The 25596-nt window shown below is 60.1% G+C and carries 30 protein-coding genes; 20 read left to right on the top strand and 10 right to left on the bottom strand.

The annotated features are described in order from the left end of the window. Positions 1-101: 101 nt before the first annotated feature. The 11 genes from gspD to ACJ8PI_RS00975 are packed head-to-tail and all read left to right on the top strand — an operon-like array spanning position 102 to position 9925. Positions 102-1991, top strand: coding sequence for a type II secretion system secretin GspD (gene gspD, locus ACJ8PI_RS00925; protein ID WP_033638681.1), 1890 nt, complete (start codon positions 102-104; stop codon positions 1989-1991). Beyond that, the gene (gene gspE, locus ACJ8PI_RS00930; RefSeq protein ID WP_204350482.1) at positions 1988-3484 is read left to right on the top strand and encodes a type II secretion system ATPase GspE; all 1497 of its coding nucleotides are present in this window, start codon (positions 1988-1990) and stop codon (positions 3482-3484) included. The genes gspD and gspE overlap by 4 nt, the downstream gene beginning before the upstream one ends. Beyond that, entirely contained in the window at positions 3474-4685 is a 1212-nt protein-coding gene (gspF, locus tag ACJ8PI_RS00935) for a type II secretion system inner membrane protein GspF (RefSeq protein WP_161725938.1), read from the top strand. The genes gspE and gspF overlap by 11 nt, the downstream gene beginning before the upstream one ends. Positions 4686-4696: 11 nt before the next feature. Next, positions 4697-5161 (top strand): type II secretion system major pseudopilin GspG, encoded by a 465-nt coding sequence (gene gspG / locus ACJ8PI_RS00940; RefSeq protein ID WP_052475389.1) that lies wholly within the window; start codon positions 4697-4699, stop codon positions 5159-5161. Next, positions 5158-5628: a prepilin-type N-terminal cleavage/methylation domain-containing protein gene (locus ACJ8PI_RS00945; RefSeq protein ID WP_164134442.1), complete on the top strand. Its 471-nt coding sequence runs from the start codon at positions 5158-5160 to the stop codon at positions 5626-5628. Before gspG ends, ACJ8PI_RS00945 begins: the two co-directional genes overlap by 4 nt. Further along, on the top strand, positions 5612-5989 hold the full coding sequence (gene gspI, locus ACJ8PI_RS00950) for a type II secretion system minor pseudopilin GspI (protein WP_223307169.1): 378 nt from the start codon (positions 5612-5614) through the stop codon (positions 5987-5989). The genes ACJ8PI_RS00945 and gspI overlap by 17 nt, the downstream gene beginning before the upstream one ends. Further along, positions 5986-6597 carry a type II secretion system minor pseudopilin GspJ gene (gspJ, locus tag ACJ8PI_RS00955; protein ID WP_033653252.1) on the top strand — a complete coding sequence of 204 codons (612 nt, stop codon included), beginning with the start codon at positions 5986-5988 and terminating at the stop codon, positions 6595-6597. Before gspI ends, gspJ begins: the two co-directional genes overlap by 4 nt. After that, a complete protein-coding gene (gspK, locus tag ACJ8PI_RS00960; protein WP_164134441.1) occupies positions 6594-7496 on the top strand; it encodes a type II secretion system minor pseudopilin GspK in 903 nt (300 codons plus the stop codon). The genes gspJ and gspK overlap by 4 nt, the downstream gene beginning before the upstream one ends. 3 nt (positions 7497-7499) lie before the next feature. Further along, positions 7500-8630, top strand: a complete 1131-nt coding sequence (gene gspL, locus ACJ8PI_RS00965; protein WP_033653250.1) for a type II secretion system protein GspL — start codon at positions 7500-7502, stop codon at positions 8628-8630. Beyond that, the gene (gene gspM, locus ACJ8PI_RS00970) at positions 8627-9073 is read left to right on the top strand and encodes a type II secretion system protein GspM (protein ID WP_033637337.1); all 447 of its coding nucleotides are present in this window, start codon (positions 8627-8629) and stop codon (positions 9071-9073) included. The genes gspL and gspM overlap by 4 nt, the downstream gene beginning before the upstream one ends. Positions 9074-9109: 36 nt before the next feature. Then, positions 9110-9925: a prepilin peptidase gene (locus ACJ8PI_RS00975; protein WP_060426613.1), complete on the top strand. Its 816-nt coding sequence runs from the start codon at positions 9110-9112 to the stop codon at positions 9923-9925. Here the strand turns inward: ACJ8PI_RS00975 and gspS are convergent. After that, positions 9922-10284: a type II secretion system pilot lipoprotein GspS gene (gspS, locus tag ACJ8PI_RS00980; RefSeq protein ID WP_164134440.1), complete on the bottom strand. Its 363-nt coding sequence runs from the start codon at positions 10282-10284 to the stop codon at positions 9922-9924. The genes ACJ8PI_RS00975 and gspS overlap by 4 nt on opposite strands. Before the next feature lie 253 nt (positions 10285-10537). Between gspS and gbpA the strand changes: the two genes are divergently transcribed. After that, on the top strand, positions 10538-11968 hold the full coding sequence (gene gbpA, locus ACJ8PI_RS00985; RefSeq protein WP_033637339.1) for an N-acetylglucosamine-binding protein GbpA: 1431 nt from the start codon (positions 10538-10540) through the stop codon (positions 11966-11968). Between the two features lie 52 nt (positions 11969-12020). Further along, positions 12021-12539 (top strand): cytochrome b, encoded by a 519-nt coding sequence (locus ACJ8PI_RS00990; RefSeq protein WP_049235197.1) that lies wholly within the window; start codon positions 12021-12023, stop codon positions 12537-12539. A 296-nt stretch (positions 12540-12835) separates the two neighbouring features. Here ACJ8PI_RS00990 and ACJ8PI_RS00995 read toward each other — a convergent pair whose 3' ends face one another. The 3 genes from ACJ8PI_RS00995 to ACJ8PI_RS01005 form a co-directional block, all read right to left on the bottom strand. Next, on the bottom strand, positions 12836-13039 hold the full coding sequence (locus ACJ8PI_RS00995) for an HHA domain-containing protein (protein ID WP_004940313.1): 204 nt from the start codon (positions 13037-13039) through the stop codon (positions 12836-12838). Between the two features lie 49 nt (positions 13040-13088). After that, positions 13089-13457, bottom strand: coding sequence for an Hha toxicity modulator TomB (tomB, locus tag ACJ8PI_RS01000; protein ID WP_004940312.1), 369 nt, complete (start codon positions 13455-13457; stop codon positions 13089-13091). Positions 13458-13615: 158 nt separating this feature from the next. Further along, the gene (locus ACJ8PI_RS01005) at positions 13616-13969 is read right to left on the bottom strand and encodes a hypothetical protein (RefSeq protein WP_033653245.1); all 354 of its coding nucleotides are present in this window, start codon (positions 13967-13969) and stop codon (positions 13616-13618) included. A gap of 406 nt (positions 13970-14375) precedes the next feature. Here ACJ8PI_RS01005 and ACJ8PI_RS01010 point away from each other — a divergent pair, with 406 nt between their 5' ends. Genes ACJ8PI_RS01010 through ACJ8PI_RS01020 form a run of 3 tightly spaced genes read left to right on the top strand, consistent with a single transcriptional unit; the run spans position 14376 to position 16847 of the window. Then, the gene (locus ACJ8PI_RS01010) at positions 14376-15089 is read left to right on the top strand and encodes a metal ABC transporter ATP-binding protein (protein WP_033647273.1); all 714 of its coding nucleotides are present in this window, start codon (positions 14376-14378) and stop codon (positions 15087-15089) included. Further along, positions 15086-15943 (top strand): metal ABC transporter permease, encoded by an 858-nt coding sequence (locus ACJ8PI_RS01015; RefSeq protein WP_033637343.1) that lies wholly within the window; start codon positions 15086-15088, stop codon positions 15941-15943. The genes ACJ8PI_RS01010 and ACJ8PI_RS01015 overlap by 4 nt, the downstream gene beginning before the upstream one ends. A 25-nt stretch (positions 15944-15968) precedes the next feature. After that, complete coding sequence (locus tag ACJ8PI_RS01020) at positions 15969-16847, top strand: metal ABC transporter substrate-binding protein (protein WP_074026625.1); 879 nt, start codon at positions 15969-15971, stop codon at positions 16845-16847. Positions 16848-16953: 106 nt separating this feature from the next. Here ACJ8PI_RS01020 and ykgO read toward each other — a convergent pair whose 3' ends face one another. The 4 genes from ykgO to sdeX all read right to left on the bottom strand — a co-directional run bounded on the left by ykgO (position 16954) and on the right by sdeX (position 21899). Continuing rightward, the gene (gene ykgO, locus ACJ8PI_RS01025; RefSeq protein ID WP_004940304.1) at positions 16954-17094 is read right to left on the bottom strand and encodes a type B 50S ribosomal protein L36; all 141 of its coding nucleotides are present in this window, start codon (positions 17092-17094) and stop codon (positions 16954-16956) included. 12 nt (positions 17095-17106) lie between these two features. Continuing rightward, positions 17107-17361: a type B 50S ribosomal protein L31 gene (locus ACJ8PI_RS01030; protein WP_004940303.1), complete on the bottom strand. Its 255-nt coding sequence runs from the start codon at positions 17359-17361 to the stop codon at positions 17107-17109. A 186-nt stretch (positions 17362-17547) separates the two neighbouring features. Next, positions 17548-20694, bottom strand: a complete 3147-nt coding sequence (sdeY, locus tag ACJ8PI_RS01035; RefSeq protein WP_033637346.1) for a multidrug efflux RND transporter permease subunit SdeY — start codon at positions 20692-20694, stop codon at positions 17548-17550. 17 nt (positions 20695-20711) lie between these two features. Beyond that, positions 20712-21899 (bottom strand): multidrug efflux RND transporter periplasmic adaptor subunit SdeX, encoded by a 1188-nt coding sequence (gene sdeX, locus ACJ8PI_RS01040; protein ID WP_033637347.1) that lies wholly within the window; start codon positions 21897-21899, stop codon positions 20712-20714. A gap of 142 nt (positions 21900-22041) precedes the next feature. Between sdeX and acrR the strand changes: the two genes are divergently transcribed. Then, positions 22042-22716: a multidrug efflux transporter transcriptional repressor AcrR gene (gene acrR, locus ACJ8PI_RS01045; protein WP_033637348.1), complete on the top strand. Its 675-nt coding sequence runs from the start codon at positions 22042-22044 to the stop codon at positions 22714-22716. Between the two features lie 11 nt (positions 22717-22727). Further along, the gene (locus tag ACJ8PI_RS01050; RefSeq protein ID WP_004940282.1) at positions 22728-23081 is read left to right on the top strand and encodes a DsrE/DsrF/TusD sulfur relay family protein; all 354 of its coding nucleotides are present in this window, start codon (positions 22728-22730) and stop codon (positions 23079-23081) included. 275 nt (positions 23082-23356) lie between these two features. On the opposite strand, the gene rsmS is transcribed toward ACJ8PI_RS01050, so the two are convergent. Together rsmS and priC are read right to left on the bottom strand one after the other, a co-directional pair. Further along, positions 23357-23536, bottom strand: a complete 180-nt coding sequence (gene rsmS, locus ACJ8PI_RS01055; protein WP_016928837.1) for a pleiotropic regulatory protein RsmS — start codon at positions 23534-23536, stop codon at positions 23357-23359. A 103-nt stretch (positions 23537-23639) separates the two neighbouring features. Next, complete coding sequence (priC, locus tag ACJ8PI_RS01060; RefSeq protein ID WP_033653242.1) at positions 23640-24176, bottom strand: primosomal replication protein PriC; 537 nt, start codon at positions 24174-24176, stop codon at positions 23640-23642. A 134-nt stretch (positions 24177-24310) separates the two neighbouring features. Here priC and ACJ8PI_RS01065 point away from each other — a divergent pair, with 134 nt between their 5' ends. Beyond that, a complete protein-coding gene (locus tag ACJ8PI_RS01065) occupies positions 24311-24691 on the top strand; it encodes a DUF454 family protein (RefSeq protein WP_164134439.1) in 381 nt (126 codons plus the stop codon). Between the two features lie 278 nt (positions 24692-24969). Further along, positions 24970-25521: an adenine phosphoribosyltransferase gene (gene apt / locus ACJ8PI_RS01070; RefSeq protein WP_015376864.1), complete on the top strand. Its 552-nt coding sequence runs from the start codon at positions 24970-24972 to the stop codon at positions 25519-25521. Positions 25522-25596: the final 75 nt, after the last annotated feature.

Below are 25596 nucleotides of genomic sequence, written 5' to 3' on the forward strand. Positions count from 1 at the left end.
GTTTCATAGCATAAGGCGACATTGTGATTACGCATTTCATTTATCGTTCCGGCCCAGGCTGGAGCGCCGGCTTATGGCGCGCATTAGCGGCGGCGGCCGTCATGATCGCGCTGGGCGGCGCGGCGCGCGCGGAGCAATTCTCTGCCAATTTCAAAGGCACGGACATTCAGGAATTTATCAATACGGTCAGTAAAAACCTGGGCAAAACCATCATTATCGATCCGGCGGTGAAAGGTAAGGTCACGGTGCGCAGCTACGAACAGCTCGACGAGAAACAGTATTACCAGTTCTTTCTCAACGTGCTGGATGTCTATGGCTATACGGTCATCGGCATGCCCAACAACGTCCTGAAGGTGATTGCCGCCAAAGAGGGAAAAAGAGCCGCGCTGGCGCAAAACGGCGCAGAGGCGATCGCCGAAGGGGATGAGGTGGTGATGCGCGTGGTGCCGCTGCGCAATATCGCGGCCAAGGACGTTTCGCCGATATTGCGCCAGCTTAACGACAGCATCGGCGTGGGCAGCGTGGCGCATTACGAGCAGGGCAACGCGCTGTTGATCACCGGGCGGGCCAGCGTGGTCAACGGCCTGCTCGAGCTGGTCAGGGAGATGGATCAGGACGACGGCAATCGGGTCGAGACCCTCGCGCTGAAGCATGCGGCGGCGCCGGAGATCGCGCGCATGGTGAATGAACTGTTTCGCGAAGAGGGCAAGCGGCGTACGGCCGGCGCGAGCTCGCTGCGGCTGGTGGCGGATGAGCGAACCAACAGCGTGATGATCGCCGGGGACGATCGGGCCCGCGAACACGCCAAAGAACTGATTGATCAGCTGGATAACAAGAGCGTCACCCAGGGCAATACCCAAGTTATTCCGCTCAAATACGCCAAGGCGCAGAGCCTGGTCGAGGTATTGACCGGCGTGAGTGCGGGCCTGCAAAACGAGAAAGAGAGCGCCGCCGCCAACGTGGCGCTGCTGAAAAACGTGGTGATCAAGGCCGATGAGCAGACCAATGCGCTGATCATCACCGCCGCGCCGGACGTGATGCGCGATCTGGAGGCGGTGGTCGCCAAGCTCGACGTGCGCCGCGCGCAGGTGCTGGTCGAAGCGGTGATCGTCGAAGTGCAGGATGGGCAGGGGCTGAACATCGGCGTGCAGTGGGCCAACAAATACGGCGGCGGCACGCAGTTCGCCGGCTCGGCGCCCGGGGTGTCGGCGGGGTTCGAAAACGGCATGAGCGACGTGTTCGGCAAGGCCAACGGCCTGATGACCGGTTTCTACAGCGGTAACTGGGGCGTATTGCTGTCCGCCATCGCCAGCAACAACCAAAACAATATCCTGGCCACGCCGAGCATCGTCACGCTGGATAACGCCGAGGCGGAGTTCAGCGTCGGGCAGGATGTGCCAATCCTGACCGGTTCGCAAACCACCAACAGCGATAACGTCTTCAACACCGTGTCGCGCAAGACGGTGGGGATCAAACTCAAGGTCAAACCGCAGATCAACCAGGGCCAGTCCGTGCTGCTGCAGATCGAACAGGAGGTCTCCAGCGTTGCCGACAGCGCCGGCGCCACGCCGGATTCGCTGGGGGCGACCTTCAATATCCGCACGGTCAACAACACGGTGCTGGTGGACAGCGGCGAAACCGTGGTGGTGGGCGGCCTGTTGGACAAGTCCAACTCGGAGCTGGAGAGCAGCGTGCCGATCCTCGGCAAGATCCCGCTGGTGGGGGCGCTGTTTCGCTCGACCGCCACCAAAGCGAGCAAGCGCAATTTGATGCTGTTTATCCGCCCGACCATCATTCGCAGCACCGAGGGGTATGCCCGGCAGAGCCAACGCAAGTTAGGCAAGTTCGACGCCGAGCAGCAGGACGATCGTGAGCTGAATGACGCGCTGCGCGGCGAGATCGCCGGCGATAAGAAGGCGCTCGACAATCGGGCGTTTCTCGCCACCGTTGCCAGTATCGACGCGTTTTATCCGCGGGGAGCCCGCCCGTGAAGCGCCGTTCCGCGGGGCCGCTGCTGCCTTTCGCCTGGGCGCGCCAGCATGGCGTGCTGGCCGTCGATGGGCAGAGCGGCATCCAAATGTATTGCCATCCTGAAACGAGCCACGCCGGATTGATGGAGGCCTACCGCTGCCTGCCCGGCGAGCCGGCGCTGGCCCAGCTGGAGGTAGAGGCTTTTGATCAACGGCTGGTGGCGCACTACCAGCAGGAGAGCGGCCAGGCGCAGAGAATGATCGACGATCTGGGCGGCGAACTGGATTTTTACGCGCTGGCCGAAGAGCTGCCGCAGCAGCAAGACCTGTTGGACGAACAGGACGATGCGCCGATTATCCGCCTGATCAACGCCTTACTGAGCGAGGCGATCAAAGAGCGCGCCTCCGATATCCACATCGAAACCTACGAGAGCGAGCTGGTGATCCGCTTTCGCATCGACGGCGCGCTGCGGCGGATTCTGGCACCGCAGCGCAAGCTGGCGGCGCTGCTGGTGTCGCGCATCAAGGTGATGTCGAAGCTGGATATCGCCGAGAAGCGCGTGCCGCAGGACGGGCGCATGGCGCTGAAGGTCGGCGGGCGGGCGATCGACGTACGGGTGTCGGTGATGCCGGCCAGCCACGGCGAGCGCGTGGTCATGCGCCTGTTGGACAAACAGGGCGTGCGGCTCGAACTGCCCAGCCTGGGTATGGCGCCGGCGCACCAGCAGGCGTTGCTGCGCCTGATCCGCCAACCGCACGGCATCATTTTGGTCACCGGGCCGACCGGCTCCGGCAAGAGCACCACGCTCTATACCTTGCTGAGCCAGATCAACGATGAACAGCGCAACATCATGACGATCGAAGATCCCGTCGAGTATGAGTTGGCCGGCATCGCGCAGACGCAGGTGAATCCCAAGGTGGACATGACCTTCGCGCGCGGGCTGCGCGCGCTGCTGCGTCAGGATCCCGATGTGGTGCTGATCGGCGAGATCCGCGACGGCGAAACGGCGCAGATCGCGGTGCAGGCCTCATTGACCGGGCATTTGGTGCTGTCGACCCTGCATACCAACACGGCGATCGGCGCCGTGACCCGGCTGCGGGACATGGGGGTCGAACCGTTTCTGCTTTCGAGTTCGCTCAGCGGCGTGTTGGCGCAGCGCCTGGTGCGTCGGCTTTGTCCGCAGTGCCGCGAGCCCTATGCGCTGCCTGACGCGCAGCGGCGCCTGCTGGGGCTGCCACCGACGCAGGCGGTGACCTGCTGGCGTCCGTTGGGGTGCGAGGCCTGCGGCGGGCAGGGATATCACGGTCGAATCGGCTTGCACGAACTGTTGGTGCTGGATGAACCGATGCGCATGGCGATCCATCGCGGTGACGGCGAGCTGGACATCGCGAAACTGGCCGCCGAACGCTACCTGCCGCTGCGCCAGGATGGGATCGCCAAAATGCGCGCCGGGGAGACCAGCCTGGAGGAAGTGCTGCGGGTGACGCGCGAAGGGGACGGCGATGAAGTTTGATTATCGCGCCTGCGATCGTGAGGGGCGCGCCCAGCGCGGCGTGTTGGAGGCGGATTCTCTGCGCCACGCCCGCGATCGCCTGCGTGAAAAGGGGTGGCAGGTGCTGGCGGTGCAAGCGCGCGGGCGGCCCGTTTTCGCCGGCATGTTGGCCGGCCGCTGGATGAGCGGCGTGAGCAGCGGCGATGTGGCGCTGTTGACCCGGCAGCTGGCGACGCTGCTCTCCGCTGCGCTGCCGCTCGAGGAAGCGTTGATGGCGGTGGCGCGGCAAACGGAGAAAAAAGGCCTGCAGGCGGCGTTGGCTCAGGTGCGGCAGCGCATTCTGGAGGGCTTCCCGCTGGCGCAGGCTCTAGGGCAGCATCCGCGGATTTTTGACCGTCTCTACTGCGCCATGGTGGCGGCCGGTGAGATTTCCGGCCATCTGGCGCCGGTGCTGGAGCGGCTGGCCGACTACGTCGAACAGCGCCAGCAAATGAAGAACAAGATCGTGCAGGCGCTGGTGTACCCAATGGTGCTGACGGCGGTGGCGATCGGCGTGGTGGCGATCCTGTTGACGGCGGTGGTGCCGAAGGTGATCGAACAGTTTGTGCATATGAAGCAGACCTTGCCGCTGTCGACCCGGATGCTGCTCGGCGCCAGCGACGGGCTGCGCCAATGGGGGACATTGGCGCTGATGTTGGCTCTGGCGAGTCTCGGCGCTTTCCGCTATCGCCTGCGGGATCCGGCGCGGCGCGTGCGCTGGCATGCGTTCATCCTGCGGTTGCCGGTGGTCGGCAAGCTGTCGCTGGCGGTGAATACGGCGCGCTACGCCAAAACGCTGAGCATTTTGAACGCCAGCGCGGTGCCGTTGCTGGAGGCGATGCGCATCAGCGCCGGCGTGTTGGGCAACGACGCCGCCCGCGAACGGCTGCTGGCGGCGATGGAGCGGGTGCGGGAGGGCGAAGGGTTATCGCCGTCGCTCGAGGGTACCGCGCTGTTCTCGCCGATGATGCGGCACATGATCATGTCCGGCGAGCGCAGCGGTGAGCTGGACATGATGCTCGAGCGGGCGGCGGCGATGCAGCAGGAGGCCTTCAGCCGGCAAATCACGCTGGCGCTGGGGCTGTTCGAGCCTTTATTGGTGATCGCGATGGCCGGTTCGGTGCTGTTCATCATTTTGGCCATCCTGCAGCCGATATTGCAGCTCAATAATATGGTCGGCTAATCATGCCGTTAATGGAGAGTAAAGTGAGTCATATCAGCAAGATACGCAGGTCGCGGCAGCGAGGGTTTACGCTGCTGGAAATCATGGTGGTGATCGTCATTCTGGGGCTGTTGGCCAGCCTGACCATTCCAAGCCTGATGGGAAACAAAGAGAAGGCCGATCGGCAAAAGGCCGCCAGCGATATCGTGGCGCTGGAGAATGCGCTGGATATGTACAAGCTGGATAACGGGCGTTATCCCAGCGCGGAGCAGGGGCTGGCGGCGCTGGTGACCCGGCCGGTGCTGGCGCCGATCCCGAGGAATTATCCCGAAGACGGCTATATTCGCCGGTTGCCGCAAGATCCCTGGGGGCAGGAGTACCGTCTGCGCAACCCGGGGCGCCACGGCAAGCTGGACGTGTTTTCTCTGGGGCCGGACGGCGTTGCCGACACCGATGACGACATCGGCAACTGGGTGGCCGACGCCGACGCGCCATGAGGCGCATACGCGGCTTTACGCTGCTGGAGATCATGTTGGTGTTGCTGTTGCTGGGAGTGACCAGCGGCCTGGTGGTGCTGAGTTTTCCTGCGGATGAGAAGCCGCTGGCGCGGCAGGGGGAGTGGCTGAACCATTGGCTGTATGCCCTCGCCGAGCGGGCCGAACGTGAAGGGGTGAGTTATGGCGTGGCGTTCGGCAGCGGCGGTTGGCGCAGCGTCGCCGCCGAAGAGGGGCGGGATGAATACGTTTTGCCGGAGGGCATCGCGCTGCGGCTGAGCGTTGAAGGGCAAACCGTCACGCTTGACGACGCGGCGGCACAGATGCCGCAGGTTTGGCTGTATCCGGGGGGCGAAACCACCGCGTTCAGCGTGGTGTTGTCGCAGGGCAAGTGCCAGTGGCGATTGCAGGCACCCGGTTACTTCGTATTTGAAACGACGGATATTCGTTGCGATGACGCGGAAAATTAAACGCCAGCGGGGTATGACGCTGCTGGAGGTAATGGTGGCCTTGATGATCTTCGCCATCGGCTGCCTGGCGCTGATCAACAGCACCGGCGGCCAGGTGCGCAGCCTGAGCGCGATCGAAGCCAAGACCGTTGCGCTGTGGGTGGCGGACAACCAGTTGACGCTGCTGCAGCTCGACCCGTATCCGCCGACGCTGGCCTGGCATTCGGGCACTGCGGCGATGGCCGGTGAAACCTGGCACTGGCGCTATCGCGGGCAGGAGACCAGCGACGCCGGAATGCGGGCGATCGCGATTGAAGTCCGGCGCGATCCGCAGGATCGCAACGCGCTGGTGGAGATGCTGGCCTACAGGGCACTGCCATGAAACGCGGTTCGCAATGCGGTTTTACGCTGGTGGAAATGCTGCTGGCCATCGCCCTGTTCGCCATGCTGTCGCTCACCGCGCTGGCGGTCTTTAGGGGCGTGCTGAAAAGCGATGAAATCACCCGGCGCAAATCGACGCAGCTGACCCAGCTGCAACGGGCGCTGGCGATCGTCGAACGCGATTTCACTCATGCGCAGGCGCGGGCGCCGATTGGCGATAAGCGCTTGCCGGCGGTGCCGGAGTTCGCGGTGCGGCAGACGGTGGGCGAGGACGCGGATATACAGCTGCTGCTGATCCGAAACGGCTGGCCGAATCCACACGCTCGGCTGCCGCGCGCCACGCTGGAGCGGGTGGTGTATCGCTACCGGCAGGGGCGGCTCGAGCGTCTCAGCTATCCGAGTTTGGACAGCCCGCAGGCGGCGGCGCGCAGCGTGCTGCTGCTGCCGGAGGTGACGCGGTTCCGCCTGCGTTTTTACCTGCAGGGCGAATGGTTGACGGCCTGGCGCGCCGGCGGGCTGCTGCCGCAGGCGGTGGAGATCGTCGTCGAAACCCCCGCGCTGGGGGAGGTGCGCCGCATCGTCACGGTGCCCGCCGCGAGGCCATCATGAAAAAACAACGCGGTATGGCGCTGTTGATGGTGCTGCTGCTGATGTCGCTGATGGCGATCGTGGCGATCAATATCAACGACAACTGGCAGCGTTCGCTGGCGCGCACCCAGTCTCAACAGGATCGGCTGAAGGCCAAATGGCTGCTGCTGGGCGGGGAGATCTACACCCAACAGCGATTGCGTCAGGCGGGAGAGAAGCGCAAGGCCTGGGGAGCATCAGGAGCGGCGTTCAGTATGCGTACCGAAGAGGGGGAGGTGGCGATACGCCTGCGCCGCGTCGATGCCTGTTTCAACCTAAATGCCCTGATCCGCGCCGCCGGCCCAACGGAGGCCGGGGATAGCGAGGGAGGGCCCCCCAATAAGGAGAGGCGGATATTCATGCTGTTACTGAACAACCTGGGGATCGCCGACGCGCAGGCGGGCGCGATTGCCGAGGCCATCGTCGCCAGGGGCGATGACGAGGGGTATCTGATGGGGAATGTCAGCGAACTGCGGGAGCTGGCCGGCATCGATCGTGAGCTTTACCTGCGCCTGGCACCGCAGCTTTGTGCGGCGCCGGATGCCGAACTGCGCATCAACCCGGATGTCGTGAGCGAGGCGCAATTACCGCTGCTGCGGGCGATGCTGATGAACGCCCTGAGCGATGAACGGCTGCGGGCGCTGCTGGCGGCCCGTCCGCCGCAGGGCTGGCAGACGCTGGCGTTTTTGTCGCAGGAAAAAGCGCTGCAAGACTTGGGTGACGACGATCTCGGCGAGCGATTGACGTTCGACGATAGCCGCTGGATTGCGCAGCTGCAGCTGACGCTGAACGACGGGCGCTATCGGCTCGTCAGCGCGTTGCAACCGGGCCAGTCAGGCGTCACGGTCAGCGGACGCCTGTTCGACAGAGGGGAGGGGTAAAGGGTGGCGAATACAATCCTGCTTATCGCGCTGAGCGAGGACTTGATGGCCGATGTGCGCTGGGGCCGCGTCGGCGAGACGAGTTGCCGTTTCGCCGCCCACCTCGATCTGACCGAAGGCGGCGGCGAGTTGGCGGCCATGGCGCAGGGCAGCCGCGTCGTGGTGTTGGTGCCTGCCCGTCATGTGGCGCTGAGGCAAACGACATTCCAGGGCAAGGCCCGGCAGGCGACGCCGCTGGCGCTGGCCTACGCCCATGAGGCCGGGTTATTGGCCGATGCCGAGCAGATGCACTGGGCGGTGCTGGACAAGGCGCAGCGCGATTTCACCCTCGCCGGCGTCGCGCTGACGCAGATGCAGGAATGGGTCGAGCGCCTGAGCGCCAGCGGCATTCGCGCCGATAAAATGCTGCCCGACGTGCTGGCATTGCCGCTGCCCGGCCAATGCAGCGCGCTGCATTGGCGCAACCACTGGTTGATCCGAACGGGAAGCGGGCAGGGAATGCAGCTGCCCGACGCCTGGCTGGGCTGCGCTTCACTGCCGACGCCGGACTGGTGTCTGCACCGCGGCGGGGAGGTTCCGGCGGGCTGGGAAGCGGCGCGCATTGACGAGGATCCGCTCTGGCGACTGGCGGAAGAGGCCTGGAACAGTACATTCACGCTGCTGCAGGGACGTTTCAAACCGAGCGTACGCTGGCCGCGCCGCCTGCCCGACAAGACCGCCTGCGCGCTGCTGTTGCTCAGCGGTTCGCTGCTGGTGGGCGGTTTGCATCACCAACAGATGGCCCGGCAGAACGAGAGCCAGATTGCGGCGCTCTCACGGCACCTGCTGCCGGGCCAGGCCGCGTCGGCGTTTGCCGAGCAGGCGGCGAAAGCGCGGGTGCGGCGTATGCAAGATGCCCTGAATGCGCCGCAGCTGTTCAGGCTGTTGCCCTACGCGGCCGGGGCGCTCGCGTTATGGGCGCCCCCGCAGCTGCAGGCGCTGGCTTTCGACGCCGCCGACGATCGTCTGGTGGTGACGGTGAACAGAAACGACGTGCCGCTGCCGGCGCCGGTTAACGACGGCGAGGTCAGCATGGCGTTCAGCGAAAGCGGTGCGTCCAACCAGGCGATCCTGACGGTGAGAGGTGAGCGATGAATATCGGGTGGCGCGATAAGGCGTTGCGGCGGGCGGTGCTGTTAAGCCTGTTGCTGCTGGCAGCCTGCGGCTACTGCCTGTATCAGTTTTCACAGGCGCAGAAAAGCGCACAGCGCCTGGCCGCGCTGCAGGGGCAGGCACGCGTCATCCAGCAACTGCAGGCGCGCTTGCCGCCGGATGCCGCTGCGCGCGAGCAACTGCCTGAGCGGCTGCGGCAGAGCGCGCAGGCGTTCCGCATCCCCATCGTCGCCCTGACGGAAAGTGATGCGCAGATGCAGGTGGGGCTGCCGCCCGTGCCGTTTGAAAGCCTGCTGTCGTGGCTGGCCGCCCTGCAGCGTGAGCATGGTATCCGCGTGCTGGCGCTCGCCGTGGAACGCGCGGAGCAGGCGCCGGGCGTAGTGCAGGTCAGCCTGCTGCGGGTAACGACGCAGCCGTCGATGTAACCAACGCGAAAGAATCATCAGGGATCAGAAAAAATCATGCTATTTGCTATAAATGCGGCGGCAGATGAACACTGGCTGTTATTTAGCGCCGTGTTGAGTCTGTGCGTCGGTAGTTTTATTAACGTAGTTGTTTATCGGCTGCCCATTATGCTTGAGCGCGAAATGGAAACGGCGCAGGCCGAGCGGTTCGATCTCTTTTGGCCGCGTTCATTCTGTCCGTCATGCACAAAAAAATTATCGGCGTTCGATAATATTCCTTTATTAAGTTGGCTGCTGTTGCGTGGCCGCTGTCGTTATTGCCGCCGTCCTATTGCCGTGCGTTATCCACTGCTGGAATTATTTCTGATGCTGATGGGGATAACGCTGGCCTGGCGGCTCGGCATCGGGGTGGATTGGTTTTTCATGCTGGCGTTGGTTGCGCTGTTGCTGGCGTTGGCGGCGATCGACAGCCAATGTCAGCTGCTGCCGGATTGCCTGACGCTATCGCTGCTGTGGATCGGCTTACTGTGGCATTGCCTGGCGCACCCGGCCTTTTTGCCGGCGGCGGTCATTGGCGCGATGGCGGGCTATCTGGCGCTCTGGCTATTGTATTGGGGATTTCGTTTGGCGACCGGCCGCGAGGGGCTGGGATACGGCGATTTCAAACTGTTGGCGGCGCTTGGCGCCTGGGGCGGCTATGCCGCTTTGCCGTCGATCCTGCTGTTCGCCTCCGCCGGCAGCCTGCTGTGGCTGTTGCTGCGCGCGTGGCGCGGCGGCGATGCGGCCCAACCCCTGCCTTTCGGGCCGGGGCTGGCGACGGCGGGCGCCGGCGCGGTGGCCTGTCAGTGGCTTGCGCTGCCGATAGGGGGCTAACGCAGCTGGGCTAAAAAAGGCGCCAGCGAGCGGTTGAGTCCACGGCACTTTTCCTGCAGCGGCGTGGCGTCGGCCTCCAGCTGCGCGGCGACGTGTTTACCCGCCGCAAGCAGTTGGGCGCGATTGAGCGCCGGCGTCCAATCTTTTTCCTTCGCTTCCTGCAGCGCCGCCGCCGCGAGCTTATCGCCGGCCGGAATATCGGCGCGGTTGCACCTGTCTCTTAGAAATTGACCGGCGCCGACCAGCGACGACAGCTGGTCGCGTTGGGTGGCGGCGTCAGGAACCGATTTGGCGGCGTGCTGGCAGCCGGATAACAGCAGGGATGCCACGATCGCTGCGGCAATATTTTTCAATGTCACGTTATTTTCTCTGCGGTGTTGGTACGGTGTATTTATTTTCTTGCTCGGTGCTACGGTATTTCACGCTTTCCGGATTATTTTAAACGTTTGTCATGCCATTTAATATCATGAGGATATTAGGTTTTATTATTTTAATGCATTCTAAGTGCCGGGCGTTCAGGGCTTCTACTTATTATTCCTCTCGCGGTATCGCCGCATCTCTTTGAGTTTCTTCTCACTCAGTTGGAATCCAATAAATTTAACTGGAGTCGTAATGAAATTATCCAAAATCGCCCTGATGATGGCAACGCTCGCGGCCTCCTCGGCCGCCTGGTCGCACGGTTATATCGAAGTGCCCGAGAGCCGCGCCTACAAGTGCAAGCTGGGCAGCAACACCGACTGCGGCCGGGCGCAGTGGGAACCGCAGAGCGTCGAGCAGGTTTCCGGCTTCCCTGGCGGCGCGACGCCGCTCGACGGCCAGCTGGCCAGCGGCGGGGTGAACGGCTTCGAGTCGTTGGATCGCCAGGGCGTCAACGTCTGGGCGTTGAACACCATGAAGCCGGGGCCACAGACGTTCACCTGGTACCACACCGCCAAGCACAAAACCAATAACTGGCGTTACTACATCACCAAACAGGACTGGGATGTGAACAAGCCGCTGTCGCGCGAGGCCTTCGAAAAAGAGCCGTTCTGCGAGATTGATGGCCATGCCAAGCCGCCAAAAGATCGCGAAGTGCACCAGTGCGTGGTGCCGGAGAGAACCGGCTATCAGGTGATTTACGGCGTGTGGGAAATCAATGACACGGTAAACAGTTTCTATCAGGTGGTTGACGTTAACTTCGAAGACGACGGCGTCGTGTCGGAATGGCGCAAGCAGCTGCAAGGTTCCCTCACCGGTAAAAACCTGCAGGTTGGCGACAAGGTGATCGCCCGCTTCTTCGATGCGGACGGTGAAGTGCTGACGATGAAAACCGAACTGGCGATCGACAGTGAGACGCTGACCGACAAAAACCGCTGGGGTCACGCGCTGGCCAGCAAGATCAACGCCGAACAGAAAGCGGTGCGTGCCGGGGTGAAAGACGGCAAAGGCAACGTCAATCCGGTATTCGGCAACAACGCGGTCTACGCCAAGCAGGGCAGCACGATGAAGAGCGTGGTGATTTCCTATGAGGAAGAAACGCCGGCTATCACCGAAGAGATCCGCATCGGCAACCTGTCCAGCACCAAAATCAAGGACGGCAAAGCTCAGCTGACCTTCAATGCCGAGGTCAAAGGCAAACTGACGGTTGAAGCGCGCGTTTACGACCACGGCCAGACGGAGAAAGGCTATGTGAAAGCGACGCTGGAAGACGCCAGCCAGCCGCTGACTATGGCGCTGAGCAACGTCAGCGAAGGCCACCACATGCTGAAAGTGATCGCCAGCAACGACAACGGGCAGAGCATTCAACCAGATATCGAAAACTTCAACCTGGAGGCGGAATCCACCGGCGGTGGCGGCGGCAACGGCGACTATAACTTCGTCTTCCCGAACGCGCTGAGTAAATACACTGCCGGCACCACGGTGCTGCAACCGAAAGACGGCAAGGTATATCAGTGCAAACCTTTCCCTTACAGCGGTTACTGCATGCAGTGGAACAGCGGCGCGACTCACTTTGAGCCGGGCGTGGGTTCCAACTGGCAGGATGCCTGGGTCGTGAAAAAGTAAGCGTAAATCGGATAGCCAAGCGGCCAGCGATGGCCGCTTTTAAAGGAGTTTTATGTCACACGAACCTGCCCGTTACGATCTTTTCAGTCGGTTACTGCATTGGGCCATTGCCGCCGTGATGATCTACGTAATGATCGTTGGTTATTCACTGCATTTTATGACGGATGCGCGCATCTTCGCCTTTTTCTCCGTGACCAATATGTCGCTGGCCTTGGTGTTGACACCGCTGATGATGGCGCGCTTTATCTGGCGTTTTTTCCGGCCTAAGGTGCCCTATGGCGATATGCTGCAAGGGCACGAGAAGGGATTGGTGTATTTGCTGCACGAAATATTCTACCTGCTGATTTTCGTGGTGCTGCTCAGTGGATTCCTTATGCTGGAGCACGGCTTTGCCGTTTTCGGCGCGATCGACTTCCCTCGCCCGATAGCAAATCTCGACGTTAACCGCTTCTTTTTCGCCGTGCACCGTTATTCGTGCATCGCGCTGTCGGCCATGATCGTGCTGCACATAGCGGCGGTGATTAAACACCACTGCTTCGCCGGGCAGGCGATTTTGCGCCGCATGCTCTGATTTTACGGGGCGATCACGCCGCCCGGCGAGGCAGTGCGGCGGCGTGGCCGCGAAGGTAATAGGGAAGAGCGACGGCATGACCGTGACGCGTGTGGCCGATAAGCAGGGAGTGCGAGAGACAGCACGCGTTAATCGCGTTAAGGCGTAATATCCCGGACAGGAACAGAGAATTGTTTCTATTTATTATTAACGATAAAAATGAACGTAATTAACATTTCATTGTCAATAGGAAAAATACGTATTCAGTTTGAACATTGAAGCCGATAAAAGCATCGGCTCAACGCGTTGGGGGATGATTATCTGACATATTTCCAAACGGAGGTGGGGATTTTGTCATACAGTTTGTTCATGGTGAGCTCCGCCAGACGGTGATCGGCCGCTGAGTAAAACAGCTCCAGTTCATCATCGGAAAGCTCGTACTTATTTTTCTCAATAACACGTTCGAGAGTATCAATCGTGGTGCATTTACGTAAACGCATCAGATAGTCGGTTTTAGTCATGGTGGCCTTTAGTTTAATAACCGTAAAATAGCTCGGGAATAATTATCCCCTAAGTTTTCATTGTCGTACAGATGTCCTCTCCTGAGAACATTCTGAATAATCTCGCCTTGGTTTTTTGCCAGCGGCGCAGGTCGGAATCATTGATACCGTAGCTGCTGAACAGCGTATAGGTATCGTCGAGATATTCTTCGACTAACTCCGACAGGTCTGATTCGTCCATGTATTTAATTTTATAACTCATCACAAACGAAGCGATATGTTCGATCAACTCATTAAGCTGCAGGTTGACGGAGGACGTCGGATCGTTGACCCACCCATGGTGACTGTCTCCCAGGGTAGCGATACCTTCATCATACAAATTTTCGCACAAGAATTTGAGCTGAGCAATGTCGTGTCGCTTAGGCGAATACTCATCCATATCATCCCCTCCGTAAGTCTTAATTGCGGTGTGATAACACTATGTGAGTAAGCTGATTTACATCATGGACGGAGGCAGCTTAACGGTGGTTAAATAAACTTCCCGTAAAATGAATATAAATCATTTTTTCGCGTTTGGCCTGCAGTTATTACGTAAACTTACAATTCATCCGCAGTTGATGGCCGTGAGTTATCAATGATGTCGAAGATTAAACCCCGCTCCGTCACTCGGAACCGTACGCTGTCGTTGATGATATCTTCGCTGTTGATATCCAGACAGGCATTAAAAATGCCCCACTTATAGCGATAACTCATTGAATAATCGCCATCACCTTGTCGTACTATATCAAGTATTTCTAATGAATCTTCGGCATAGCGTGCGCTTTCAGAATAAAAACTCAGTCCGCTGGTCAGCGCCGGCACTAACTCCGCTATATTGTCATTAATCACTTTCTTTAATTTTTTAACAGAAAGTGCGTTGACGTCCAGGTTACAGGCAAGGGTAACAAGCATTAATCTCGGCCAACAGCAATGTTATCTGCTTATCTTACTCCTTTTTCACTCACGCCGGTAAATTTTTCGATTTACCGCTGTTCTTTACCTTATGCCAACATTTCAACCGAATGGGAATATCCCTGAATTTGATAAGGAGGCTGCGGGGGAAGCGCCGCTGCGCGAAGGACTGTTACGTTCCGTTGCATTATTGTCGCGCCATAGCTTGAGATGTGGTAATGGGTGTGATGTTATATTATAACCATTAACCCATCATTTTGGTCACCACATTGACTCCCTCTTCACAACATGACGCCGCGCCGTCACTGAATTCGTTGTTTACCACCTCCGCCGCCGCGCGCTGTGCGGGGGCCGTTGCGCTGCTGGCCCTGCTGTGGCTCGGCATCTTCTGGGCGGTATCGCTGCCATGATCTCCTTGCGCCAACTGGCGATAGGCTATGGCGTCACGCCGCTTTTCCCGCCGCTGAGCGGGCAGTTCAGCGCCGGTTCGTTAACCGCGGTGGTGGGCGTCAACGGGGCTGGGAAATCGACGTTGCTGAAAACGCTCGCCGGATTGTTGCCGCCGCTGGGCGGCAGTCTGAGTTTTAGTGGCGGCAAGCCACCGCGCAGGGCTTATCTACCGCAGCAGGCCGAGCTGGATCGGCAATTCCCGATCGCGGTAAGCGATCTGGTGGCGATGGGCTGTTGGCCGCAAAGCGGCATGTTCGGCGGCATGAACAGGCGTGCGGCAAGCCAGGTCAATGAGGCGCTGGCGAACGTTGGCATGAGCGCGCTGGCGCGCAGCCCGGTGGGCGAACTGTCCGGCGGCCAGCTGCAGCGGGTGCTGTTTGCGCGCCTGCTGGTTCAACCGGCGCCGCTGATTTTGCTGGATGAACCTTTCACCGGCATCGACAGCGCCACCACGCAGATCCTGCTGCAGGCGATCGCGCAACTGCACCGGCAGGGGAAAACGGTGATCGCTGTGCTGCACGATATGTCGATGGTCGCCGAGCATTTTCCACAGGTGCTGTTGCTGACGCCGCAGGCTTGCCACTGGGGCGCGGCCGAGCGGGTATTGGAACAGGTGCCGAGGTATCACGCCGCCGAACGGCAGCCGGATCTGCGGGCGGTGGCGCCATGATGCTGTGGCATGGGCTTATCGATCCTTTCCTCTCTTTCGGTTTTATGCGCCGCGCGCTCATGGCGTGCCTGGCGTTGTCGCTCAGCGCCGCCCCGCTGGGCGTGTTTTTGCTGCTGCGCCGCATGAGCCTGGTGGGGGATGCCTTGTCCCACGCGGTGTTGCCGGGCGCGGCGATCGGCTATCTGATCTCCGGTATGTCGCTGGTGGCGATGGGGGTGGGCGGCTTTATCGCCGGGCTGGCGGTGGCGATGCTGTCCGGCCTGGTGAGCCGCCGCACGCCGCTGAAAGAGGACGCCAGTTTCGCCGGGTTCTATCTGGGCTCACTGGCGCTGGGGGTCACGCTGGTCTCGCTGCGCGGCTCCAGCGTGGATCTGCTGCACGTGCTGTTCGGTTCGATCCTGGCGGTGGATGCGCAGGCGATGCTGATGGTCGGAGCGATCGCCTCGGTTTCGCTGCTGGCGCTGGCGGCGCTGTACCGTGCATTGGTGATCGAGTCCTTCGACGTCACGTTCCTGCGCGTCAACGCGCCGCGCCGGTTGGCGCTGATCCACGGCCTGTTTCTGGCGCTGGTGGTGGTCAATCTGGTGGCGGGATTCCAGATCCTCGGCACCCTGATGTCGGTGGGGCTGATGATGCTGCCCGCCGCCAGCGCGCGCTTCTGGGCGCGCAATCTGCCGCAGACGCTGGCGACGGCGATGGGCATCGGCGCGCTTTCCAGCCTGATTGGGTTGGTGTGGTCCTATTACGCTTCGCTGCCCGCCGGCCCGGCGATCGTGCTCAGCGCCAGCGTCATCTTTTTCGTCTCGATCCTGTTTGGAACGCGCGGAGGCATTTACGCCTTCGCGCGCCGTTGAGAAGTGCCATTTGCAAGGAGAAAGTATGAAACGTTTACCTATATCGCTGGCGGTCGCTGCGCTGCTGGCCAGCCCATTGGCGATGGCGAAGACCGTCGACGCCGTCGCCAGCTTTTCCATTCTGGGCGATATCGTCAAACAGGTGGGGGGCGATCACGTCAAGGTCAGCACGCTGGTGGGGCCGGATGGCGATCCGCACAGTTTCGAGCCTTCGCCGCAGGACGGCAAAAAGTTGGCTCAGGCTGATGTGGTATTCGTCAGCGGACTAGGGCTGGAAGGGTGGATCGATCGCCTGGTCAGCGCTTCGGGTTATAAAGGGCAGGTGATCACCGCTTCACAGGGCATCAGCACCCGGCAGATGGAGGAGGACGGCAAAGCGATTACCGATCCTCACGCCTGGAACAGCATGAAAAACGGCGTGCAGTACGCTACCAACGTGATGAACGCCCTGATTGCCGCCGATCCCGAGGATGCCAACTATTTTCGCCAGCGCGGGGCCGAATACATTCAGCAACTGCAAAAGCTGGACCTGTGGGCCAAAACCCAGTTCGCCGCAGTGCCGCCACAGAAACGTAAAGTGCTGACCAGCCATGATGCTTTTGGTTACTTTGGGCAAGAGTATGGCGTCACTTTCCTTGCCCCGGTCGGATTTTCCACCGAGGCCGAAGCCAGCGCCAGCGACGTGGCCGGCCTGATCAAGCAGATCAAACAGGAAAAGGTCAACGCTTACTTTATCGAGAATCAGACCGATCCGCGGTTGGTGAAACAGATTGCCGCCGCCACCGGCGCCAAGGGGGGCGGCGAGCTGTACCCTGAAGCGCTCTCCCGTACGGGCGGCCCGGCGGCCACCTATGAACAGGCGTTCAAGCACAATGTCGACGCGCTGCTGAGCAGCATGAAGTAACCTCTGCCCCCGCCTGCCGGCGGGGGACAGCTTGCAGGCACTTTCTCGCCATAAAAAAAGCCCCGTTGAGCAGCAACGGGGCTTTGCGACAGATGACACTGGGGAGTTAACGCTTTTTCTTACGTCCCTGTACCGCTTTGAATCGCGGATTGCTTTTACAGATCACATAGATGCGGCCACGACGACGCACGACTTTGCAATCCGGGTGGCGATTTTTCGCCGAACGCAATGAACTCAATACCTGCATGGGATTTCCTTGTTACTTATTGCCGATAAAGCGGCCAAAGCGCTGCTGGAAGCGCGCCGTGCTGCCTTCTTTGGAATAGTCTTTCTGCTTGCCGGTGTAGTACGGATGCGAAGCGGAAGAGACGTCGAGGGTGACATACGGCCAGCTTTCGCCGTCCAGCTCGATGGTGCGATCGGTTTTGATGGTCGATCCCACTTTAAAGTAGGCGTTGGCGCTGACATCGTGGAAGACCACGGTGCGGTAATCGGGATGGATGCCGGGTTTCATAATGGCTCTCTCGTGTAATGTTATACTATAACAATAATTATGCGCCGACCCGGCGTCGCGATCAAGCGTAAATTGCGCCCACGAGTGAATTAATGAGAACGGTTTGCATTAAGCAACTGAAGCAAAAGAAAAAGGCCGCATGCGCGGCCTTTTCGATTATCGGGTGAATGTCACATCACTGAGCGATCAGTGGTGCTCTACCGGATGGCTGTGTTCCAGGTCCTCGTTCTTCTTGCTGAAGCGGCGGCGAACCACCACGAAGAACACCGGTACGAAGAAGATCGCCAAGACGGTGGCGGTGATCATCCCGCCCATTACGCCGGTACCTACCGCGTTCTGTGCGCCGGAGCCCGCACCGCTGCTGATAACCAGCGGCAGAACCCCGAGGATGAAGGCCAGAGACGTCATCAGGATTGGACGCAGACGCATACGCACCGCTTCCAACGTCGCTTCGATCAGGCCTTTGCCTTCTTTCTCCATCAGATCCTTGGCGAATTCCACGATCAGGATGGCGTTCTTCGCCGATAGACCGATGGTGGTCAGCAGCCCCACCTGGAAGTACACGTCGTTGTTCATGCCGCGCATCGTCGCGGCCAGCAACGCACCGATAACCCCCAGCGGCAATACCAGCATGACCGAGAACGGCACGGACCAGCTTTCATACAGCGCCGCCAGACACAGGAACACCACCAGAATCGAGATGGCGTACAGCGCCGGCGCCTGGTTGCCCGACAGACGTTCCTGATAGGACATGCCGGTCCAGTCGTAACCGATGCCGCTTGGCAGTTTGGACGCCAACTGTTCCATCAGGTTCATCGCTTCACCGGTACTCTTGCCCGGTGCGGCCTGGCCCAGAATTTCCATCGACGGCAAGCCGTTATAGCGTTCCAGGCGCGGTGAGCCGTATTCCCATTTCGCCGAAGAGAAGGCGGAGAATGGCACCATTTGGCCGCTTGTACCGCGCACGTACCACTTGTTGATGTCTTCCGGCAGCATACGGAACGGCGCGTCGGCCTGTACGTATACCTTCTTCACACGACCGCGGTCGATGAAGTCGTTGACGTACGAGCCGCCCAGCGCGGTGCTCAGCGTGCTGTTGATGGTGGTGATGCTGACGCCCAGCGCCTTGGCTTTCTCCTGATCGACGATCAGTTTGAACTGCGGCGTATCTTCCAGGCCGTTCGGGCGCACGCCCACCAGCACGTCCGGATGTTGAGCAACCATGCCCAACAGCTGGTTACGCGCTTCGGTCAGTTTCTCGTGCCCCAGGCCGCCCTGGTCAATCAGCTCGAAGTCGAAGCCGGTTGCGGTACCGAGTTCGATGATCGCCGGCAGGTTGAACGGGAATACCAGGCCTTCTTTAATCTGCGAGAATGCGCCCATGGCGCGACCCGCGATCGCTTCGACCTTGTTCTCGCTCCCTGGACGCTCGCCCCAGTCTTTCAGGCTGACGAATGCCAGGCCGTTGTTCTGGCCGTTACCGTTGAAGCCGAAGCCCGCGACGGTAAACACCGAAACCACGTTGTCCTTTTCCTTGTTCAGGAAGTAGTCGGAGACTTCTTCCAGCACTTTGTTGGTGCGGGACTCGGTGGCGCCGGCAGGCAGCTGCACCATGGTCAACAGGATGCCCTGATCTTCGTCCGGCAGGAACGAGGAAGGCAGGCGCAGGAACAGCAGGCCCATGCCAACCACGATCAGCAGGTAGATGATCAGATAGCGGCCGGTGCTGCGCAGGATGTTGCCCACGCTGTCGGTATAGTGATGCGTGCTTTTCTCGAACATGCGGTTAAACCAGCCGAAGAAGCCTGTTTTAACCCCGTGATCGCCTTTCGGGATCGGTTTGAGCATGGTGGCGCACAGCGCCGGCGTCAGGATCAAGGCCACCAGCACCGACAGCGCCATCGCGGACACGATGGTGATCGAGAACTGGCGATAGATGGCGCCGGTTGAACCGCCGAAGAACGCCATCGGCACGAATACCGCCGACAGCACCATGGCGATACCCACCAGCGCGCCCTGAATCTGGCCCATCGATTTACGGGTGGCTTCTTTCGGCGGCAGCCCCTCTTCGGCCATGACGCGCTCGACGTTTTCCACCACCACGATGGCGTCATCCACCAGCAGGCCGATCGCCAACACCATGCCGAACATCGTCAGGGTGTTTATCGAGAAGCCGAACGCCGCGAGTATCGCAAAGGTCCCCAGCAGCACCACCGGCACCGCGATGGTTGGGATCAGCGTCGCGCGGAAGTTCTGCAGGAACAGATACATCACCAGGAATACCAGGATGATGGCTTCGATCAGCGTTTTCACCACTTCGTTGATGGAGATCTTAACGAACGGGGTGGTGTCGTACGGGTAAACCACTTTCATCCCTTGCGGGAAGAATGGCGTCATCTTGGCCAGCTCATCTTTCACACCTTTGGCGGTGTTCAAGGCGTTGGCGCCGGTTGCCAGTTTGATACCTAGACCGGCGGCAGGCTTACCGTTATAGCGAGCGGTAACGGCATAGCTTTCCGCGCCGCGCTCGATGTGAGCGACGTCGCGCAGGCGTACCTGGGAACCGTCGGTATTCACCTTCAGCAGGATCTTGCCGAACTCTTCCGGCGAAGTCAGACGGGTCTGCGCGATGATCGAGGCGTTCAACTGCTGCCCCGGCACCGGCGGCAGGCCGCCCAGCTGGCCTGCGGCGATCTGGTTGTTCTGCTCGGTGATGGCGGAGGTCACGTCCGTGGTCGTCAGCTGGTAGTTGTTCAGCTTGTTCGGATCCAGCCAGATACGCATCGCGTACTGGGCACCGAACAGCTGCACTTCACCCACGCCGGACGAACGGCTGATCGGATCCTTGATGTTGGACGCCACGTAGTCCGCAATATCGTCCTGAGTCATGTTCGGATCGTCGGAAACGAAGCCGGCCACCATCAGGAAGCTGCTGCTGGATTTTTCTACTTTCAGGCCCTGTTGCTGAACTTCTTGCGGCAGCAACGGGGTGGCCAACGACAGTTTATTCTGGACCTGAACCTGCGCGATGTCAGGATCGGTGCCGGATTCAAACGTCAGGGTAATGGTAACGCTACCAGAGGAATCACTGGTGGAGGACATGTACATCAGGTTATCGATACCGTTCATGTTCTGTTCGATAATCTGCGTGACGGTATCCTGCACCGTTTTGGCATCTGCGCCCGGGTAGTTGGCGGAAATACTCACCGCCGGCGGTGCAATAGTGGGATACTGCGCAATAGGCAGTTTCATTATTGCAAGCACCCCCGCCAACATGACGATGATGGCGATTACCCAGGCGAAAATTGGGCGGTCTATAAAGAACTTAGCCATGTATTACAGGCTCCTTTTTATGACTTCTGCGCTTCAGACTGCGGCTGTTTTTGCGCCTGAGTGTCAACTTCCTGCACTTTTACCTGCGCGCCCGGATGCACTTTCATCAGGCCGGAGACGATCACGCGATCGCCGGCTTTCAGGCCATCGGTAACCAGCCATTTGTCGCCAATCGCCTGGTCCGCCTTCAGCGTGCGCAGCTCAACTTTGTCGTCTGCCCCTACCACCAACGCCGTCGCTTCGCCGCGCGGGTTGCGGGTGACGCCTTGCTGAGGCACCAGCAGCGCATCGCTGCGCACGCCTTCGTCCAGACGGGCGCGCACGAACATGCCCGGCAGCAGCGTATCGTTCGGGTTAGGGAACAGGGCGCGAATGGTGATGGAGCCGGTGGTCTCGTCGACGGTGACGTCGGAGAATTCCAGCGTGCCTTCCTGTGCGTATTCGGTGCCGTTTTCCAGCAGCAGTTTCACTTTAGCCTTGCCGTTTTCCTGCTTCAGCGCGCCGCTGGCCAACTCTTGCTTCAGGCGCAGGAAGTCGGTGCTCGACTGGGTGACGTCGACATACATCGGATCCAGCTGCTGCACGGTGGACAGGGCGGTCGCCTGGCCGTTGCTGACCAGCGCGCCTTCGGTCACGGCGGACTTGCCGATGCGGCCGGAGATCGGGGAGGTCACCTTGGTGTACGCCAAGTTGATGCGCGCGGTTTCCACGGCGGCCTTGGCGGCCACCACGGCGGCATCCGCCTGCTGCAGGGTGGAGACGGCGTTGTCGTAGTCCTGCTTGCTGATGTAGCTGGTACCCAGCAATGGCTTGTAGCGGTTTACCGTCACGCGTGCGATGGAAGCGCTGGCCTGTGCTTTGGCCAAATCGCCTTTCGCGCTGTCGTAGCTGGCTTGATAGGTTGCGGGATCGATTTGGTACAGAGACGTCCCGGCCTTGATATCGCTGCCTTCAACGAAGTTGCGCTTCAGGATGATGCCGCTGACCTGAGGGCGAACTTCGGCGATACGATACGCAGCGGTGCGGCCAGGAAGATCGGTAGTGATGTTGAGAGGCTCGGCCTTCAAGGTGACTACGCCCACTTCAGGCGCCTGTTGTTGGGCGCCTTGCTGTTGGGTTTCTTTATCGTTACATCCTGTTAGCACTAAGCTGCCTGAAAGCATCAGAACGGCCGCCAGAGGCGTTAACCCTCTGTTTTTGTTCATAGAAAAACCTCAAGTGTCCGATTTCAAAATGATCAATGGATCACAAGCTTTAAAACCCATTGCTGCGTTAATTATATGTGCGTGCTATGGTACATACATTCGCGAATGTATGTAAATCACACTCCCCCTAAATAACAATGCCATGGCACGAAAAACCAAACAGCAGGCGCAAGAAACCCGACAGCAAATCCTTGATGCTGCGGTGAGAGAGTTCTCTGAACGTGGCGTTGCTGCAACGTCACTTACAGATATTGCCACCGCTGCCGGGGTTACGCGTGGAGCCATTTACTGGCACTTCAAGAATAAGGTAGACCTGTTTAATGAAGTTTGGGAATCTACCGAGCCGAAAATTGACCAGCTCGAAACAGAGTATCAGGCAAAGTTTCCCGATAATCCACTGCGGGTTATCCGAGAAATTCTGATTTACATTCTGACGTCTACGGTTGAAGACGGCCGTAGGCGGGCGTTGATGGAAATTATATTCCACAAATGCGAATTTGTCGGTGAAATGATGCCGCTGCTGGATTCGCGCAAGGTGCTGTACCTCGCCGGCTACGAACGCATTGAAGCGGTGCTGTATAACTGCATTCACCACGGGCAATTACCCGCCGATTTACATACCCGCCGCGCGGCGATCATCCTGCGCGGTTATATCACCGGCCTGATGGAAAACTGGCTGTTTATGCCGGAAAGTTTCGACCTGCGGGCCGAAGCCGAAGCGCTGGTGGACGCGTTTTTGGAAATGCTGCAGTTTTGCCCCACCTTGCGCCTCAAACCCGACGCGGCGACGTCTGACGCCGACCGCCTTCCTTTATAAGGAGAGATTTCATGTCATCAGTTGTTCTCATCGCCAATGGCGCCGCCTATGGTCATGAATCCTTGTTCAATGCGCTGCGGTTGGCCATCGCCATGAAAGAGCAGCAGAGCAGTCTCGACCTGCGGCTGTTTCTGATGTCCGATGCGGTGGTGGCTGGGCTGGCCGGGCAGCAGCCGCACGAGGGATACCACCTGCAGCAGATGCTGGAGATCCTCACCGCGCAGCAGGTGCCGGTCAAGCTGTGCAAGACCTGTGCCGACGCGCGCGGCGTCAGCCGCTTGCCGCTGGCGGACGGCGTGGCGATCGGCACGTTGGTCGAGCTGGCGCAGTGGACGCTTGCGGCGGAAAAAGTGCTGACTTTCTGATTCCGCTGCAACGGGCCATCAGCTGCAACGCTTTTGTTGTTCGTTGCCCGCCGGTGGCCGTGACAATCTTCAGGCTTCTTAACCGATCCGAAGCTAAATCATGCAGCGCTGATTGATTCTGCCTTCTCTGGCGCCGCTCACGTTTGTCGGCGCATCGCCGCCGCGATACGCTTTTTTTTCCTTATTATTTGCGCGCTCAGCTCGCCGGACGAAGGCGGCCAGACGGCGGGCTGATGAGCGTTGAAAGACGAAAGGGACAGCGGCGCTGTCCCTGATTACTGTCCGGCAGGCAGATAGGGAGAGGTGACGCCGGCGCGCTGCAGTTTTTCCTGATAATCCCGTTTGACGATATCCAGCGCCGCCAGCGCGGTGGCCGGATCGATCTCGTTGCATTCCAGCAGGTAAATCAAGTCTACCGCCAGCTGCAGTTCGGGTGAGGCGTTTTCCAGAGACATAGCACCTGCGCTTAATTAATGGAATGAATAACTCGCGTACCGGCAGAGTATAGTGAACCCGGCGCGCAACCGGGAATAATCATTAAAATATTGTGATAAATCTTCAAAAACCGTTTTCTTTGCGCTCGATATTGCGCTCGATGCGCGCCAGCGCCTGGCGGCAGCGCATCAGGCGCCCCTCCAGCGCCGCCAGCTCGTGCTGCAGCTTTTGCTGCGCCGCCAGCGTGGTCTGGCGGCCGAGCAGGCTTTCCCGATCCTGAATCATGGCGATCAGCCGGCGTTCGTAGTCCTGATGCTCGGCCAGCTTGTGGTACAGATCGGCCTCGGGGGCTTCTTTCGGCTGGTTCTTGCGCCGCAGCGCCTGGGTGGCCAGCTCGCGCTGCAGGGCGGCGATTTGAGCCACCAGTTTTTCGGCCAGAAAGGCCACCTGGCTGGTACGGCTGTCGTTGGCGGCGCTTTGCAGCTGGGCGAAATTCTTCTCCACCTCGGCCAGGTAGTCGCGCAGCCGCGTGCCGCGGTTGGCGAACAGGGCGGCGTCGAAGCGCGCCTGCGGGATCGGAACGTCGCCGCGCGGGGTCACTTCGGCCGCCAGCGCCGCGATCTGCTGTGCCAACACCTGTAATAGACGCTGAGTGCTCACATAAGCTCCCTCTTGATTTCAACAGGCGTAAGCTTGCCCGCGATCCTGCCGTGAAACAAGCGCCGCACGCATATTCCGCCGGCGCGGCGCCGATGCTACAGTAGGCGGCAACCGATTGAGGAGCGAAGAGCCGCATGACGCGTGGGTTATTGATCATTTTGGGCTGGCTGGCGGTGGTGCTGGCGACGTTGGGCGTGGTGCTGCCGCTGTTGCCGACCACGCCGTTTCTGCTGTTGGCCGCCTGGTGTTTCGCCCGCTCTTCGCCGCGCTTTCATCACTGGCTGCTGCACCGCTCCTGGTTCGGCACCTACCTGCGCCACTGGCAACAGCATCGCGCGCTGCCGCCGGGAGCGAAGTGGAAGGCGGTGCTGGTGATCGTGCTCACCTTCGCCTGTTCGCTGTGGCTGGTGAAAATCTGGTGGGTGCGCGGGCTGTTGCTGCTGATGCTGGTCATTTTGCTGACCTTTATGCTGCGCCTGCCGGTTATTGACCTGCCGCAACAAAAACAGCGCTGATTGTCCCTTAAACTCCCCAATAGCTTTCAAGCCGCAGCCAGGCGACAAACGTAGGCATCCCCGGGAGCTTACTTAGGTAAGTGACCGGGGGGAATGCGTGCAGTCAACAACGCTGCGGGTTGAAAGATGCAGGGGAGAGTTGCATTTGTCCGCCAGTTTGCATAGATTTGGGCGTTTTCGTGCGCGGATCGCCTGCCATTTCATCTCCGGTGTGTTTCACCCGGCGGCGGCGGGTGAGCGGCGCGCCGGTTTTCAGGCAGTTTTATCAGGCAACAATTATGACCGCTACTGCGCAGCAGCTTCAGTTTATTAAAGACAGTATCAAAACCATCCCGGATTATCCGAAGCCGGGCATCCTGTTCCGCGACGTGACCAGCCTACTGGAAAACCCGTTGGCCTACGCCGCCAGCATAGAGCTGCTGGTTGAGCGCTATCGCGAAGCGGGCGTGACCAAGGTGGTGGGTACCGAAGCGCGTGGTTTCCTGTTCGGCGCGCCCGTCGCGCTGGCGTTGGGCGTCGGTTTCGTGCCGGTGCGCAAACCGGGCAAACTGCCGCGCGCCACGCTCAGCGAAAGCTATGAGCTGGAGTACGGCACCGACAAGCTGGAGATCCACACCGACGCCATCACCGCGGGTGACAAAGTGCTGGTGGTGGACGATCTGCTGGCGACCGGCGGCACCATCGAAGCGACCACCAAACTGATCCGCCGCCTGGGCGGTGAAGTGAACGACGCCGCATTCATCATCAACCTGCCGGATCTGGGCGGGGAAGCGCGTCTGAACAAGCTGGGCATCGACTGCTACTGCCTGGTGGACTTCGCCGGCCATTGATGCGGCATCGCCCCTTGGGCACAACGGCCTCGCGGATCGCCGCGGGGCTGTGTTAGCATGACCCTCCAGATTCCT

It is taken from the genome of Serratia sp. CY82433, from assembly GCF_052166535.1.
Taxonomy (GTDB): Bacteria; Pseudomonadota; Gammaproteobacteria; order Enterobacterales; family Enterobacteriaceae; genus Serratia; species Serratia sarumanii.